The sequence below is a fragment of the Micromonospora sp. NPDC050417 genome, assembly GCF_044458865.1.
In the GTDB taxonomy this organism is placed as follows: Bacteria; Actinomycetota; Actinomycetes; order Mycobacteriales; family Micromonosporaceae; genus Micromonospora_G.
Genome location: NZ_JBITIH010000008.1, coordinates 116,302 through 130,982 on the forward strand (window position 1 = coordinate 116,302; position 14,681 = coordinate 130,982).

The following is a 14,681-nucleotide window of genomic DNA, read 5'->3' on the forward strand; positions in this document are numbered from 1 at the left end:
CGGCGCACGCCCGGACCGAGATCCGTAGCCTTGTGCTAGTGACGTCAGTGCGGGAACGGATCAGGGCGGTAGTAAGCGGTGCGGTCGGTTATGAACCGGGGTTGGACGCGCTGACCGTCGCGCCCGCGGCGGAGGTCGACCCGGCGCTGGTCGCCGCCGTACAGGAAGCCGTGGCCCGTCTCTCCGGCAAGGGCTGGCAGCCGGCCGAGCTGCACCGGGTGGTCGCCCGCCGGGGCCAGCCACAGCAGGGCGAACTGCTCACCGACGCGGTCGCCGCGCACCTGCGACGGTTTCCCCGGGCCACCGTCGACCAGCGGTGGCTGGCCCAGGCCGACGCGCTCAAAGCCCGGGTCTGGTGGAGCGACGACGCGACCTACCTGGACGAGGTCGCCCGGCGCTGGCGGATCGACCGGGTGGCCGTACTCGACGTGGTGTTGAGCCTGCTCACCACCCTCGCCGAGCTGCCACCGGTCGAGGTGCTCGTCCCACCGCCGGGAACCCCCGCCGCGCCGGCCAACCAGTCGACCGGCGGTTCGTCCCGGGTCGACACGCGGCTGCTCGACCGGGTACGCGCCCTGCTGGCCAAGGCCGAGTCGACCACGTTTCCGGCCGAGGCGGAGGCGTACACCGCCAAGGCCCAGGAACTCGTCACCCGGCACAGCCTGGACGAGGCGCTGCTGATCGCGCGTGGTGGTGAGACGGCGACCGTGGTGCCGTTCGCGCGGCGGATCGGGGTGGACCATCCGTACGAGGGTGAGAAGGCATCCCTGCTCGACGCCGTGGCCCGGGCCAACCGCTGCCACACGGTCTGGTCACCGGAACTCGCGTTCAGCACCGTCTTCGGCTTCGACGCCGACATCGACGCCGTCGACCTGCTCTACACCTCGCTGCTGGTGCAGGCGCACCGGACGATGGCACAGAACGAGCCGCCGGGTGGCAAGGCCGGACGGGCCAGACTGAAGGCATTCCGCCAGTCCTTCCTGGTGGCCTTCTCGGTACGCATCGGCGAACGCCTCGCCACCGCCGCACAGGCGGCGCTGGAGGAGGTCACCACCGACGTCGGCGGAACCGGGGTCACCGACCCGGCCGACCTGCTGCCGGTGCTCGCCTCCCGGGACGAGCAGGTCCGCGAGACCATGAACCGGATCTTCCCGCGTACGGTCCGCGCCCGGGGCAGCCGCGTCGACAGCCGCGAGGGTTGGGAGTCCGGCCGGGACGCCGCTGACCGCGCCGCCCTTCCGGACCCGGGCCGGTAGTACAACGTCTTCTCGGATGTTGAATCAGCCGCTGACATCCCGGACGGCTCGACAACGCTCCGAGCGCCGCTGTCGTCCGCGCTGCCCAGCCACAACCGTGCCGGGAGCGCCAGATAGCATCGCGCGGACCAGAACAGCCCCCGGGGGAAACCGTGAGACCTGACGTCACAAATGTCGGCGACGTTGACAAGCTTGGCGGTACGGCATCGGATGGTGCCGCCCGCCGAGGTCCGTTGGCGCATACGGGCAGTTTCGTGATCCGCTCGCTCGTCGTGGCCCTGGTGCTGGTCGTCTTTGCGCTGAGCAGTGGAGGCGCGCTTGACGCGACCAAGTCGGGCGCTCGGTTACTCGCGAAGTCGGGATCGGTGCGTCAGACCGACCCGAAGTTCGAGGCGTTGCGCGCCGCGTTCCGTCAGGGCGTACCCGCAGGCACCCGGATGTTCAACGGCCAGGAATCCGAGACCGCCGACGGTCTTTGGCGGCATCAACGGGTCATGGAGCTTGCCGTCATATACGACGTTGTCGTGGTCGACAATCGGAGCCGGGCCGATGTCGTGGTCACGACCGTCGACGACGAGAACGCCCCGGACGGTAGCGGGTTCCGACTCGTCGTAGAGAGAGTGTGACCAGCGATGGCTCCGATTGTCGCGGTACTGCTGATCATTGTCGCGGGCTTTCCGCTCGCCCTGGCGCTCACTCGCGCACCTCTGCTCGCGCTGGTGATCGCACCGCTGATCAGCACGCTCACCAGCGCGGCGGCGACCATCCTCATGCTGCTGTTGGACGGTCCGTTGCTACTCTGGACCGTCGCACTGCTGCTTGCGCAGTACGCGCTGATCCCCATCCTGCGCAAACGCGTGGTCGAGCTGCTGCCGTACGGCTCGTGGGCCGACGTCCTGTGGCTGGTCGGACCTCTGCTGCCCCCGCTGCTGCTGGTGCTCGACCTGCCGATGAAGTGGGACTCGCACTCAATCTGGTGGCTACACGCCGCATACTTCACCAAGGGTGGCGAGGTCGCCCGGGCCGCTATCGAAAACCCGACGTACGCCTTCTCGCACACCGACTACCCGCCGCTGCCCTCGGCCCCGGTCGCCGCCGTGTGGGCCGTGCTTCCGGACTACGACTTCTACGTCGCGCAGTTCGTCTCCGCCCTCGTCACGTTCTCAGCGATCGTCGTGCTCGCGTACGCTGTTCGGCGTGCCACCGGCGCGGCGCCGGCGGGGGTGTCCCGGCTGGCCGGGGTCGCGGTCGGCCTCGCCGCCTGGTCAGTCGCCTGGCAGAACGTTTCGGGCGGGTACAGCGACGCGCTCTGGGCTGCGGCGTTTGTCGCCGGCGCGGTGCTGTTGCTCTTCGCGGCAGACGGTCTGACCCGTCCCACGCTCCCACTGCTCCTGCTGACCGTTGCCGGTCTGTCGAAGAACGAAGGCTTCGTGACGGTCGTCGTGTTGGCCGCTCTGGTGACGGTGAAGGAGCGGCGCAACTTGCGTCTGGCGTGGCGGGTCTGGCTACCGGTCGCGGCAGGATTGTCGTGGAGCCTGATCGCCCGGCTCCTCGGTGCTCAGTCCGACCTCGTTGCCGGTGGTCAGTTCCACCAACTGCTGACCGCCGACCCGGTGATGCTCGACCGGTTCCAGCAGATCTTCGTCGCGATGGCGCGGATCAGCGGCCCCATCGTCGCGATCTCGCTCGGGGTGGCGCTGCTCGGTGTGCTCTTCCTCCGGCGGGCACGACGCGAGTTGGGCATCGGCTCGGACCTCTGGCTCTGGGCCGTCAATGTCGCGTACGCGGCCAGCCTGGTCCTGACGTATCTCATCACCCCGCACGACCTCACCTGGCACCTTGGATCCTCGGTCGACCGGGTCAGCCTGCCACTCATCCTCATGGCGTGTGCGAGCGCGGCCTGCTGGGGCGCGGCCGCCGTCGGGCGCCGTGCCGCAAACCCCGGTCGGCGCGGTGGACGACGCCCCGGCCGCTCACCAGCCCGCGCCGTCTGAGGTCGTAGCGGTGTGATCCGGCCACTCGGCGGCTTCGTCAAGCGATCGGAGTGCGTTCACCTCGCGTGGGGTGGAGGTGCCGACACGCTCCACCCCACCCGGGAACCGTTTGCTGTCTCAGCCAGAATCGCAGGTCGGTGACGGTGTAGGAAAGCGAACCACGGAAGCCCACCTCGGTACGCTGCGGCGCCAGTGCGGCAATTCCTCACTCGGGGACGGCAGGCAGCTGAGTTCGCCGCTGCCCGACCAGGCGTCCGCCACCTGGATAGCCTCGTCAAGGGCTTGTCCGACCCGTTGACAGGCTGTTCGGGGATAGTGCACTGTCGCAAAGGGATGTTGGTAACGGCCGCAGCCGCCGCGACACCTCCTTTGGCGGACCCGTTGCTACGCCCCCAAAACGGGCTCGTGAGGCAGAACGCTCAGGAGCTACTGAACCGGCCACCTGTGAGAGCCGCGAGTTCCACGGGACGTCGCCGCCCGAGGAGGGGTGACCCGTACGCGGTGGGATGCTATGGCCATGGATCGATTCGAGGCGTCCGGATGGCTGGACTGGTGGGCGAACCCGTCGACCCGTCTCGGCAGTGTCGAGGTCTCGGTGGTGGTCGGCAGCGACGACACCGAGTGGGACGCGGTAGCCCGGGTTCGTGACCAGGACAGGGAGGAGATCGCCTTCCTCTGCGACCTCGACCCGGTCTTCGTCCTGCGGTTCGCCGACGACAGCACCATCGCGGTCAACGTCCACACCACCGACGATCGGAATCGGTTCAGGTTGACCGAGTACGCCGAGCCAACGACCCGACCGGTGGTGTCCCGCCTCGACCTGTAGCGGGCCCGTAGGGCAACGGAGTCAGAACCGTTTGAGCCATCAGCACCGAGAACGAGCACAGGTAAGTAACCTACGGAAGCTTTGGCGGGGACTTCGTTTCAGGGCGCGCCCGCTCGGCGGAAGACGTGCCGGTACGTCTGCGGTGACACGCTGGTGACCCGGCGGAAGTGCCGGCGGAGGCTGACCGGGTTGCCGAAGCCGGCCTCGCGGGCGATCCGTTCGACCGGTTCGTCGGTCGTCTCCAGCAACTCCTGGGCCACCCGTACCCGCTGTTCGACCAGCCACTGGAGCGGGCTGGTGCCGAGGGTGTCGCGGAACCGGCGGGCGAACGTACGCGGGCTCAGATGCGCCTGGCGCGCCAACTCCGCCACGGTCAGCGGCCGGTCCAGGTGCTCGCGCGCCCAGTTGAGCAGCGGCGCGAGGTCGGAGTGCGGTTCGCCCCGGGTGACCGGGCGGGCGTACTGGGCCTGTCCGCCGTCGCGATGCGGTGGCACCACCATCCGCCGGGCCACCTCATTGGCGACGGCGGTGCCGTGGTCGAGGCGGACCAGGTGCAGGCAGAGGTCGATGGCGGCGCCGGTGCCGGCAGAGGTGAACAGGTCGCCGTCGTCGGTGTAGAGCACGTCCGGGTCGACCCTCACGCGTGGGAAGCGATGGGCGAAGTCGACCGCGTTCATCCAGTGCGTGGTGGCCCGACGCCCGTCGAGCATCCCGGCGTACGCCAGCATGTAGGCGCCGCTACAGATCGAGACGATCCGGGCACCCCGGGCGCGGGCGTGGTGCAACGCGTCCAGCAGCGGCACGGGTGGGTGCAGTTGCACCTGCCGGTTGCAGGCCGCCACGACGACCGTGTCCGCCTCGGCCAGCTCGTCGAGGCCGTAGGGGGTGTCGATCCGCATGCCGAGCGTGGTGCGCAGCGGGCCCGGCTCGGCGGCGCAGAGGCGCAGGTCGTACCAGGGATCGACCAGGTCGGAGCGGTCGATGCCGAAGACCTCGCAGGGTACGGCGAACTCGAAGACCGGGATGGCGTCGGTGACGGCGACAGCGACGACGTGCGGCGCACTCATGGCAGAAACGTACCGCAGATCGGCATTCCTGCCACTGTTCGCCCACTCTGGAGTGCAGCAGGTTTGACCCGTGACCGACTCGTTGATCGAAAACAGCCCCTCCGTACGTTCCGGCGGTCGGCTGACCGTCGCCCAGGGCACCGCGCTCTACGTCGGGGCGGTGCTCGGCACGGGCGTGATCGCCCTACCGGCGCTAGCGGCGGAGGCGGCCGGGCCGGCCTCGCTGCTCGCCTGGCTCGCCCTGGTCGTGCTCTCGGCACCGTTGGCCGCCACCTTCGCCGCCCTCGGCGCCCGCTACCCCGACGCGGGCGGGGTCTCCACGTACGTCCGGAACGCCTTCGGGTCGCGGGCGGCGGCGATCGTCGGTTGGTGTTTCTATTTCGCGGTCCCGGCGGGCGCACCCGCCGCCGCGCTCTTCGCCGGTGACTACGTCGCGGTCGCGGTCGGGGGCGGCGAGACCACCACGGCGGTGACCGGGGCGCTCCTGATCCTGGTCGTGACCGTGACGAACGCGTTCGGGCTGCGGGTTTCCGGCCGGCTGCAACTGGTGCTCGCCGCCGGGCTGGTGGCGCTCCTGCTGACCGCGGTGGTCGCGGCGGTGCCGCACCTGCGATGGGAGAACCTGGAGCCGTTCGCACCGCACGGCTGGTTCGCGGTCGGGCCGGCGGCGGCGCTGCTGGTCTGGAGCTTCGCCGGTTGGGAGGCGATCACCCACCTGGCCGCGGACTTCCGGCGGCCGAGGCGCGACCTGCCCCGGGCGGCGACCATCGCGGTCGTCGTGGTCGGGGTCCTCTACCTCGGCGTCGCCACCGCCACCGTGCTGGTGCTCGGCCCGGCCGCGGGCAGCAGCGAGGCGCCGCTCGCGGAGCTGCTCGCGCTCGGCATCGGCGGTGAGGTGCACCTGCTGGCGGCCGTCGCCGCGCTGCTGCTCACCCTCGGCACGATGAACGCCTACTTCGCGGGGGCGGCGAAGCTCGGTGCGGCGCTCGGGCGCGACGGCGCGCTGCCGACCTGGTTGGACCGGGGAAGCAGCGCGGGTGAGGTGCCCCGGCGCAGCCTGCTGCTGGTCTCGGTGCTGGCCGGGGTGGCGATGGCGGTCGCGGTGGTGGCCGGGATCGGGCCCAAGCCGCTGGTGCTGCTCACCACCGGCTGCTTCGTCCTGGTGTACGCGTTGGGCACCGCCGCCGCGCTCCGCCTGCTGCCCCGGGGCAGCAGGGCCCACCGGTACGCGCTCTGCGCGCTGGTGGCGGTCAGCGCGCTGCTGGTGATGACCGGGTGGTACCTGCTCTGGCCGTTGGTCCTGGCCACCGGGGCGCTGCTCTACCTACGGCTGCGCGCCTGACCAGTCGTGGGCGCCGATCTCGGCCTCGCTCACCTTCGTCGGTTCGAGGACCCGGTGCAGGAACTCCCGGGTGCGGGCCTCGCGGGGCGCACCGAAGACCTCCTCCGGCGGACCGGACTCGACCACCGTGCCGCCGTCCATGAAGACCACCCGGGACGCGACCTCGCGGGCGAAGCTCATCTCGTGGGTGACCACCAGCATGGTCATGCCCTCGGCGGCGAGCGAACGCATCACCGCGAGCACCTCGCCGACCAGTTCCGGGTCGAGCGCGCTGGTCGGCTCGTCGAAGAGCATCAGCCTCGGCTCCATCGCCAGCGCCCGGGCGATCGCCACCCGCTGCTGCTGGCCACCGGAGAGCTGTGCCGGGTAGGCGTCGGCCTTCTCGGCGAGACCAACGCGCTGGAGGTTCTCCGCCGCGATCCGATTCGCCTCGGCCCGGTTGCGGCCGAGCACCCGGCGCTGCGCGATGGTCAGGTTCTCCCGTACGCGCAGGTGGCCGAAGAGGTTGAACTGCTGGAAGACCATGCCGATCCGGCGTCGTACGGCGTCGATGTCGCAGTCCGGGTCGGTGACCTCCACCCCGTCGACGTGGACCGACCCGCTGGACGGCTCCTCCAGCAGGTTGACGCAGCGCAGCAGAGTGGACTTGCCCGAGCCGGACGGCCCGATCACACAGACGACCTCGCCGGTCTCCACCGACAGGTCGATCCCGCGCAGGACCTCCAGGTTGCCGAACGACTTACGTAGGTCGCGGATCTCGATGGCGGGCACCGCCGGTCACCTTTCCTTCGCGGCCCGGCGTTCCAGCCACCGGACCAGTTGGGACAGCGGCAGGGTGATCGCCAGGTAGAGCAGACCGGCCACCACCAGCGGGGTCGGGTTGACCCGGGTGTTGAGGGCGTCACCGGCGAACTTCGTCAGCTCGATGGTGGTCGCGGTGACACCGAGGACGTACGCCAGCGAGGTGTCCTTGGTGAGCAGGATGATCTCGTTGGTCAGGGGTGGGATGACGATCCGGAACGCCTGCGGCAGCACGATCGAGACCATGGCGCGGGTGTGTGACATGCCGAGGGTCCGGGCCGCCTCAAGCTGCCCCTTCGGTACGGCCTGGATGCCGGCCCGGATCGTCTCCGCCATGTACGCCGCGGCGGTCACCCCGAGCCCGACGGTGACCGCGCCGTACACGCCACCGGGGATCTCCCGGTCCGGGAAGGCGAGCGGCACGCCGTAGCCGACCATGAAGAGCACGAGCAGCGAGGGAAGCCCCCGGAACAGCTCGATGTACCCGGTGGCGAACCAGCGGTACGGCCCCACCGACGAGAGCCGCATCAGCGCCAGCAGCAGCCCGGCTACGAGACCGAAGGCGAACGCCAGCAGCGTGTAGACGATGGTGTTGCGCAGCGCGACCGTGATCGCCTCGGGGAACATGCTCGATGCGACGTCCAGCCGGAAGAACGCGTCGGCGAGGCGCCCCCAGTCGGCCGCCGCCACCACGGTGAGCACTACCAGGGTGAAGACCAGGTAGCCGGCGAGCCGGCCCAGTCGCTGTCGCTGACGGCGGCCGAGCCGGCGCCGAGGGGTCGGCGGGACCGGGGCCGGTCGAGTCTCGGCCCCGGTCGTCAACATCTGCGGATCTGCCATGCCTCCCCCAGTTCGCCCGGGGTGGCGCCCCGGGCGATGTCGTCACGTCGGACCTGGTCAGACCGCCGGCTTCGCGCCGATCCACTGGGCGTAGATCTTGTCATAGCTGCCGTCGGCCCGCGCCTCGGAGAGCGCCTGGTTGATCGTCTCCAGCAACTTGGCGTTGCCCTTCTTCACCGCGAGGCCGTACTGCTCGCCGGTGTTGAAGCCGCCCGCGACCACGACCTTGCCGGGGTTGGCCTTGACGTACTCGTTCCAGACCGGCAGGTCGCCGACGGCGGCCTCGATCTGTCCGGTGGCCAACGCCTGCTGGGCGGCGGCGAGATCCTTGTAGGAGACCAGCTCGACCTTGAGTCCCTGCGTCTGGATCTGCTGCTTGACGTAGTCCTCACCGGTTGTCGCACCCTGCACGCCGACGCGCTTGCCGGCCAGGTCGGCGAGGGTCTTGTACGACTTGCCGACCGACACCGCCAGGGCCTGGGTGGCGTCGAAGTACGGGTCGGAGAAGTCGAGCACCTTCTTGCGCTCGTCGGTGATGGTCATGCCGGCGGCGGCGACGTCGCACTTGCCGGCGTTGAGGTCGGCCCCGGACTTGATGCCCTCGAACGGGGTGTCGACGATCGTCTGGGTGAGGCCGAGCTTCTTTGCGGCGAGGTCGACGATGTCGACGTCGAAACCGACCACGGTGCCGCTGGCGTCCTTCGACTGGAACGGTGAGTACGGCAGGTGGGTGCAGGTGGTGAGCTTGCCGGACGCGACGACCTTGACACCGTCGGCGGTGGTGCTGCCGGTGTCCTCCTTCGCGCAGCCGACCAGTCCGGTGACCGTCAGCATCGCGCCCATGGCCAGTGCCGCACCACGCCGTGCACCTTGAAGCTTCGCCATCCGCGTTCCCTCCCCAGGGCAAGCAATCTGTATGTTCCCTATAGGTTAAGCCAGGATCTATCGGCGCCGGTGTTCGGGGGCAGGTCATGCTCCGTTCACCAGCCCCTATGGGTAACACACCCGGTTCCGGCCCGCTGGCCCGGCCGCCGTCGATGGGTGGGGACGACACGGCACCGAGTCCCACCGATGCGATGCGGGAACACCTGCGCGAAGCCGGCAGCCATCCGAATCCGGCACCGGTGCAGGACGAACGGGGGCGACATGACTCTCACCCAGCGAGCGCTGAACCGGGCCACACTCGGCCGCCAACTGCTGCTGCGACGTGAACCCCTGGACGTCGCGGACGCCGTACGTCGTGTCGTGGCCCTCCAGGCGCAGCAGCCGGGGCGCCGAGGTCCGTCTCCTGCCGGGCTGAGCGGTCCACTTTAGCTAGCCTGCAAGACACTAACCGCGCGACGTAGTCAGTGGGAGGTCTGGTGGGACACGCAACCGGCGACGCGGTCGTCGTCGCGGAGGGACTGCGGAAGAGATTCGGCAACACCCAGGCCCTCGCCGGCCTCGACCTGGCCATCCCCGCCGGCACCGTCTACGGACTGCTCGGCCCGAACGGCGCGGGCAAGAGCACCGCGATCCGGATCTTCGCCACGTTGACCCGGCCGGACGCCGGCCGGGCTCTCGTCGCCGGCCACGACGTGGTCCGGGAGGCGGTGAAGGTACGTCACCGGATCGGCCTCGCCGGACAGTACGCGGCTCTCGACGAGGGACTGACCGGCCGGGAGAACCTTCAGATCTTCGGCCGGCTCTTCCACCTCACCGGACGCACCGCCAAGCGTCGCGCCGACGACCTGCTCCACCGGTTCGACCTCGGACACGCCGCCGACCGGCTGGTCCGGACCTACTCCGGCGGCATGCGCCGACGACTCGACCTGATCTCCAGCCTGATCGTCTCCCCCGCCGTGCTCTTCCTGGACGAACCCACCACCGGACTCGACCCCCGCAGCCGCAACGAGATCTGGCGGACCATCCGCGAACTGGTCGTCGACGGCATGACCGTCCTGCTCACCACCCAGTACCTGGACGAGGCGGACCAGTTGGCGCAGCACATCGCGGTGATCGACCACGGTCGGGTGGTCACCTCGGGCAGCCCGGACGCGCTCAAGGCCGAACTCGGCGGCCGGATCGACGTGGTCGTCCGTACCCCGGCCGAACTCGACTCCACCGCGTCGATCCTGGCCCGACTGGCCGGGGCCGAGCCGAACATCGACCCCGACCGACGGCTGCTGAGCGTGCCGATCGGTGCCGACACCCTGACCCTGCCCTCGGTGGTGCGCCTGCTGGACCAGGCCGGCGTCGACCCGGAGGACGTCGCCGTACGCCGCCCCACCCTGGACGAGGTCTTCCTGCGGCTCACCGCCAAGGCAGAACCCGCCAAGGCCGAGCCTGCCAAGGCAGAACCCGCCGAAGCGGAACCCGACGCGTCGACCACCCGGCGGAGCGCCACCACCACCCGTAAGGAGACCGTCGGATGACCACGATCAGCACCGGTGTGCCGGACGGTCACGGCCTCGCCCGGCTGCGGTGGCGGGTCGGCGACGTCCTGACCATCGGGTACCGCAACCTGCTCCAGCTCAAGCACGCCCCGGGCCAGATCATCGGTACGCTCGTCTTTCCGCTGGCCGCCGTGGTGCTCTTCGGATACGTCTTCGGCAGCGCCATCCCGGTCGGCGACGGGGGCAACTACAGGGCGTACCTGATGCCCGGCCTGTTCGTGATGTCGACGGTGACCACGCTGGTCACCGCGATGATCACCATTGCCAGTGACAGCGACCGGGGGGTGATGGACCGGTTCCGTTCCATGCCCGCCTCACGTTCCTCGATCCTGCTCGGACAGACCGGCGCCGACCTGCTGGTCAACGCGGTGACCCTGCTGGTCATGGCCGGTGCCGGGCTGCTCGTCGGCTGGCGGGTGCAGACTGGCCCCGGCCCCGCACTGGGCGCCTTCGGGCTGCTGATGCTGCTCCAGTTCGCGGTCTCCTGGGTCGGCATCTTCCTCGGCACGGTCTTCCGGAACGTGCAGACGGCGGCAAAACTCGGCCCGCTCGTCATGCCGGTCACGATGATCTCGAACGTCTTCGTGCCGACCTCGGGGATGCCCACCGTGCTGCGTACGGTCGCCGACTGGAACCCGGTGAGCGCCGCCGCGGGCGCCTGCCGGCAGCTCTTCGGCAACCAGTCGGCGACGGTCAGCCCGGTCGACCCCGCCTGGCCGGTCGCGCATCCGGTCGCGGCGACCATCGGCTGGTCCGTGCTGCTGGTGGTGGTCTTCATGCCGCTTGCCATCCGGCGCTTCGACAGCGGCCCGCACTGACCGCCACTCCGACGGGTCGGACCCTACGAGATGGCGTAGCCCCACTCGGCCAGCGGCTTCTCCAACACCCGCTCCATCGCGCCGAGCTGGACCGGGGTGAGTTCGTCGCGGTACGCGGCGGCCCGCCCCGGTGGGAAGTCGTACCGGGCGAAGCCCTTCTCGAAGGCCGGTGACCATTCCAGGCCGAGGAAGTCGAGCATCCGGGCGACCTGCTCACGCGGCTGCGCGACGAGATCCTCGTACCGGACGTCGAGCCACTGGTCCCCCGGGTGACGCAGCCGGGCCTCGGTGAACGCCTCCATCAGCATCTTCCAGCCCAGCGCGGCGAGCACCTGGAAGGAACGACCGGACTCGGCCCACTCCTCCCGCAGGTCCGCCGGGAGCGGACCGTAGATCCAGTTGTCCGGCCCGCGCCACCCGTCCCACCAGCCCATCTGGAGCCAGGAGTTGGCCACCGCGCGGCCGTCGCGGACCACGTTCACCACCCGCAGGTCGGGGTACGCGGCGTGCAGCAGCCCGGTACGCGGCCACCCGGTGACATGCTGGATCAGTTGCTCGCAGCCCTGCCGGGCGATCCGCTGGTCGAAGAAGGCACGCAGTCGCCGGGCCACGAACGGGGTCAGGTCCTCGGCGAGCAGGTCCCGGCACGGCCGGGAGAACCCGGCGAGCACCTGCCGGTCGAGAAGGTGGTACGCCTCCGACGGCGCCACCCGCAGCCGACCCCGTTCCAGCAACCGGCGGCTGTGCCGCAGCGACGTCATCCCCACCGGACGCGGCGCCGAACGGCGGTAGAGCGTGCCGTTGAACCGGCCCTTCGGGTTCAGCCGGGAGAGCTTGTCGTCGAGTCCGGAAACGAAGCCGACCCCCGGGTGCCGGGAGAGCAGTTCCTGGACCAGGGTCGAACCGCACCGGCCGGTGCCCACCACCAGTGAGAGCATCGTTCAGCCTTCCTGCCCGGCGACGGGTGACGAGGGGACGACGGTCGACCCGGGATCACCGGTCGACACGCTATCGGCGGCCATGGTGGCCGGTCGGCGCAGTGGGTAGCCGAACCGGCGCAGGACCGGCCCGGTCAGTGCCGTCACCACGGCGTACCCGCGGGCGGAGAGCCCGGTGACCCATTCGGTGTCGGCGACCACGTCGACCACACCGGTCCGGTGCCGCGACGGGTTGCCGGCGACCGAGTGGGTGGGCGCCAGGCGAACCATGTTTGGGCTCGGGAAGGGCAGCTCACCCGGGGTGGCACCGACGAAGCGGACGATCCGGGCGGTGGTGGTGGCGGGGTCCGCGACGAAGTCCTCGTACCGCACCCGGAGGTAACGGTCCGGGCCAGCTTCGGGCCGGTTCCCCGTGCCCCAGAGTCGTACGGTCGCGGTGTTCCACACCAGCCAGAGCAGGGCGGCCTTCCAGACCGGTGGACGGCTCATCAACCGGTCGTCGGCGCCACCGTCGAGGGCCCGGCGACGGCGCCAGGAGAAGGCGGTGGCGCGCGGGTCGCGGACCACGTGCAGGACGTACAGGTCGACGCCGGACAGGCTGCCGAGCAGTGCCCCGTACGGGGGCAGCTTGGACGAGTCGACGATGACACCGGGCTGGTCGTGCTCGGGAAACGCGTGCTCGGCGACCGAGGCGTAGAGCCGGGCCAGGTGTGTGTCGTCCGGGTGACCGGGGACCGGCGGCCGGCCCCGGCGGTGACGGCGCAACAGCGCGGGCAGTCCGCGCAGTCGCAGTCGCGTCGCCAGCCGACCCGCGATCGCTGCCGGTTCCGCCTCCGGCAGGTCGGCCAGCACCTTGCTCCACAACGGACAGTTCCCGATCGGCACGCCGCAGCCGCAGGGACGGTTCTCCACGATGCCGCGCCGCCACAGGTAACGCAGCTCGCCCGCGGCGAGGAACCCCGGTAGCTGGCCCAGCACCGTGGTGACCAGGGTGCTGCCGCTGCGGCCACTGCCGGCGAGATAGAGCACCCGGGCCGCGCTCATCGGGCCACTCCCCCACCGACGGTCACGGGCGCTCCCCGCCGACGCCTCGGCACCGCCGTCGCCGCCTCGGCGTACAGCTCGCGAATCCGGCTCAGGTGCAGCTCCGGCGCGAAGTCCCGAGCCACCTTCGCCCGCCCCGCCTGCCCCATCCGGTGTGCCCGTTCCGGGTCGGCCAGGAGCGTGCGCAGCGCCTCGGCCAGTGGCCCGGCCTGGTCGGCGGGGACGATCTCACCGTCCACGCCGGGAGCGACCAGCTCGGGCAGGCCGCCCAGGTCGGTGGCGACCACCGGCACGCCACAGGCGAACGCCTCCAGCACCGCCATCGGCTGGTTCTCGTGCCAACGTGACGGCACCGCGACCACCGCCGCCGCCCGGACCAGGTCGTGCAGCCGCGACTTGTCGAGCCGGCCGTGGAAACGGATCCGGCCGGGGACGAGACGCGCGGCGAGCGCCTCCAACGCCGGTCGGGCCGGGCCGTCGCCGGCGATGTCGACGGGCACCCCGTCCGGCAGCGCGGCCACCGCCTCGACCAGCACGTCGACGCCCTTCTCGGGGGCCAGCCGGCCGGCGAAGACGACCCCGCCACCGGGTTCGGCCTTGGCCGCCACGCCGGTCAGGTCGACGAAGTGGTTCACCACCCGCACCCGATCCGGGAAGACACCGGCGCGACGCATCACGTCGGCCAGAAATTCACTCGGGCTGACGAAGACCTGCACCGGGTCGTACGCGCCCAACTCCCGGTGCAGCCAGGACTCGACCGCGAGCAGCGCGCTACGGGAGAACGAACCGTCCTTGCACCGGCGCCGGGCCGCCTGCAACGGGCCGTCGGTGACGCACGCCTGACACGGGCGCCCCTGGTCGAGGAGCTGGTAGCTCGGGCAGGCGAGTTTGTAGTCGTGCATGGTGAGCACGCACGGTACGCCAGCCGACCGGGCCGCCGCGAGCACGGACGGGGAGAGCTGGTGGTAGATGTTGTGCAGGTGCAGCACGTCCGGCTGAAAGTCGTCGATGACCCGGGCCAGCCCGCGTCGGCTCGTCGGGGACCAGAGCATCCGACCGGCCGCGACCGCCCGGGGGCGCAGCCCGCTCGGCGCCGGCTCCAACTCCACCTCGGCCGGGAAGTGGGCGGCGTACGGCAGCGGCGACTCGTTCTCCGGATGCGTCATCCCGAAGGAGGCGACCGTGTCGCCGGACGCCTCCTGTAGTGCCGCGAGGTCGAGCAGGTAGCCCTCGGCACCGCCACGGCGGTAGAGGAACTTGTTCACATGCAGCACGCGCATCGAATCGGCCCGCTCACGTCGATCGGGCGAACCCGGCCCG

At 70.6% G+C, this 14,681-nt stretch carries 15 protein-coding genes; 8 read left to right on the forward strand and 7 right to left on the reverse strand.

Annotated elements, in window-relative coordinates:
- Positions 1 to 38: 38 nt before the first annotated feature.
- The 4 genes from ACIBF5_RS12795 (at position 39) to ACIBF5_RS12810 (ending at position 4,076) form a co-directional block, all read left to right on the forward strand.
- Positions 39 to 1,256 carry a DUF2786 domain-containing protein gene (locus tag ACIBF5_RS12795; protein ID WP_396811033.1) on the forward strand — a complete coding sequence of 406 codons (1,218 nt, stop codon included), beginning with the start codon at positions 39 to 41 and terminating at the stop codon, positions 1,254 to 1,256.
- A gap of 254 nt (positions 1,257 to 1,510) precedes the next feature.
- Entirely contained in the window at positions 1,511 to 1,882 is a 372-nt protein-coding gene (locus ACIBF5_RS12800) for a hypothetical protein (RefSeq protein WP_396811035.1), read from the forward strand.
- A 6-nt stretch (positions 1,883 to 1,888) separates the two neighbouring features.
- Positions 1,889 to 3,250, forward strand: coding sequence for a hypothetical protein (locus ACIBF5_RS12805; RefSeq protein WP_396811037.1), 1,362 nt, complete (start codon positions 1,889 to 1,891; stop codon positions 3,248 to 3,250).
- Positions 3,251 to 3,767: 517 nt separating this feature from the next.
- Entirely contained in the window at positions 3,768 to 4,076 is a 309-nt protein-coding gene (locus ACIBF5_RS12810) for a hypothetical protein (protein ID WP_396811039.1), read from the forward strand.
- A 98-nt stretch (positions 4,077 to 4,174) separates the two neighbouring features.
- Here ACIBF5_RS12810 and ACIBF5_RS12815 read toward each other — a convergent pair whose 3' ends face one another.
- Positions 4,175 to 5,143 (reverse strand): helix-turn-helix domain-containing protein, encoded by a 969-nt coding sequence (locus ACIBF5_RS12815; RefSeq protein ID WP_396811041.1) that lies wholly within the window; start codon positions 5,141 to 5,143, stop codon positions 4,175 to 4,177.
- A gap of 70 nt (positions 5,144 to 5,213) precedes the next feature.
- Between ACIBF5_RS12815 and ACIBF5_RS12820 the strand changes: the two genes are divergently transcribed.
- Positions 5,214 to 6,485: an APC family permease gene (locus ACIBF5_RS12820; protein WP_396811043.1), complete on the forward strand. Its 1,272-nt coding sequence runs from the start codon at positions 5,214 to 5,216 to the stop codon at positions 6,483 to 6,485.
- Here ACIBF5_RS12820 and ACIBF5_RS12825 read toward each other — a convergent pair.
- Genes ACIBF5_RS12825 through ACIBF5_RS12835 form a run of 3 tightly spaced genes read right to left on the reverse strand, consistent with a single transcriptional unit; the run spans position 6,468 to position 9,011 of the window.
- Complete coding sequence (locus ACIBF5_RS12825; RefSeq protein ID WP_396811045.1) at positions 6,468 to 7,256, reverse strand: amino acid ABC transporter ATP-binding protein; 789 nt, start codon at positions 7,254 to 7,256, stop codon at positions 6,468 to 6,470. The two genes, ACIBF5_RS12820 and ACIBF5_RS12825, sit on opposite strands and share 18 nt — an antisense overlap.
- Positions 7,257 to 7,262: 6 nt before the next feature.
- Positions 7,263 to 8,126 carry an amino acid ABC transporter permease gene (locus ACIBF5_RS12830; protein ID WP_396811047.1) on the reverse strand — a complete coding sequence of 288 codons (864 nt, stop codon included), beginning with the start codon at positions 8,124 to 8,126 and terminating at the stop codon, positions 7,263 to 7,265.
- Between the two features lie 57 nt (positions 8,127 to 8,183).
- Positions 8,184 to 9,011 (reverse strand): transporter substrate-binding domain-containing protein, encoded by an 828-nt coding sequence (locus ACIBF5_RS12835; protein WP_396811049.1) that lies wholly within the window; start codon positions 9,009 to 9,011, stop codon positions 8,184 to 8,186.
- A 261-nt stretch (positions 9,012 to 9,272) separates the two neighbouring features.
- On the opposite strand from ACIBF5_RS12835, the gene ACIBF5_RS12840 reads away from it, so the two are divergent.
- Genes ACIBF5_RS12840 through ACIBF5_RS12850 form a run of 3 tightly spaced genes read left to right on the forward strand, consistent with a single transcriptional unit; the run spans position 9,273 to position 11,379 of the window.
- A complete protein-coding gene (locus ACIBF5_RS12840) occupies positions 9,273 to 9,440 on the forward strand; it encodes a hypothetical protein (protein ID WP_396811051.1) in 168 nt (55 codons plus the stop codon).
- Positions 9,441 to 9,487: 47 nt separating this feature from the next.
- Positions 9,488 to 10,540, forward strand: a complete 1,053-nt coding sequence (locus ACIBF5_RS12845) for an ATP-binding cassette domain-containing protein (RefSeq protein WP_396811053.1) — start codon at positions 9,488 to 9,490, stop codon at positions 10,538 to 10,540.
- Positions 10,537 to 11,379 carry an ABC transporter permease gene (locus tag ACIBF5_RS12850; RefSeq protein WP_396811055.1) on the forward strand — a complete coding sequence of 281 codons (843 nt, stop codon included), beginning with the start codon at positions 10,537 to 10,539 and terminating at the stop codon, positions 11,377 to 11,379. The genes ACIBF5_RS12845 and ACIBF5_RS12850 overlap by 4 nt, the downstream gene beginning before the upstream one ends.
- Before the next feature lie 23 nt (positions 11,380 to 11,402).
- Here ACIBF5_RS12850 and ACIBF5_RS12855 read toward each other — a convergent pair whose 3' ends face one another.
- From ACIBF5_RS12855 to ACIBF5_RS12865, 3 genes are read right to left on the reverse strand one after another with little or no spacing between them, the layout of a single operon-like run.
- Positions 11,403 to 12,317 (reverse strand): sulfotransferase family protein, encoded by a 915-nt coding sequence (locus ACIBF5_RS12855; protein WP_396811057.1) that lies wholly within the window; start codon positions 12,315 to 12,317, stop codon positions 11,403 to 11,405.
- Between the two features lie 3 nt (positions 12,318 to 12,320).
- A complete protein-coding gene (locus ACIBF5_RS12860) occupies positions 12,321 to 13,361 on the reverse strand; it encodes a sulfotransferase family protein (RefSeq protein ID WP_396811058.1) in 1,041 nt (346 codons plus the stop codon).
- The gene (locus ACIBF5_RS12865; protein ID WP_396811060.1) at positions 13,358 to 14,641 is read right to left on the reverse strand and encodes a glycosyltransferase; all 1,284 of its coding nucleotides are present in this window, start codon (positions 14,639 to 14,641) and stop codon (positions 13,358 to 13,360) included. The genes ACIBF5_RS12860 and ACIBF5_RS12865 overlap by 4 nt, the downstream gene beginning before the upstream one ends.
- Between the last annotated feature and the right edge of the window lie 40 nt (positions 14,642 to 14,681).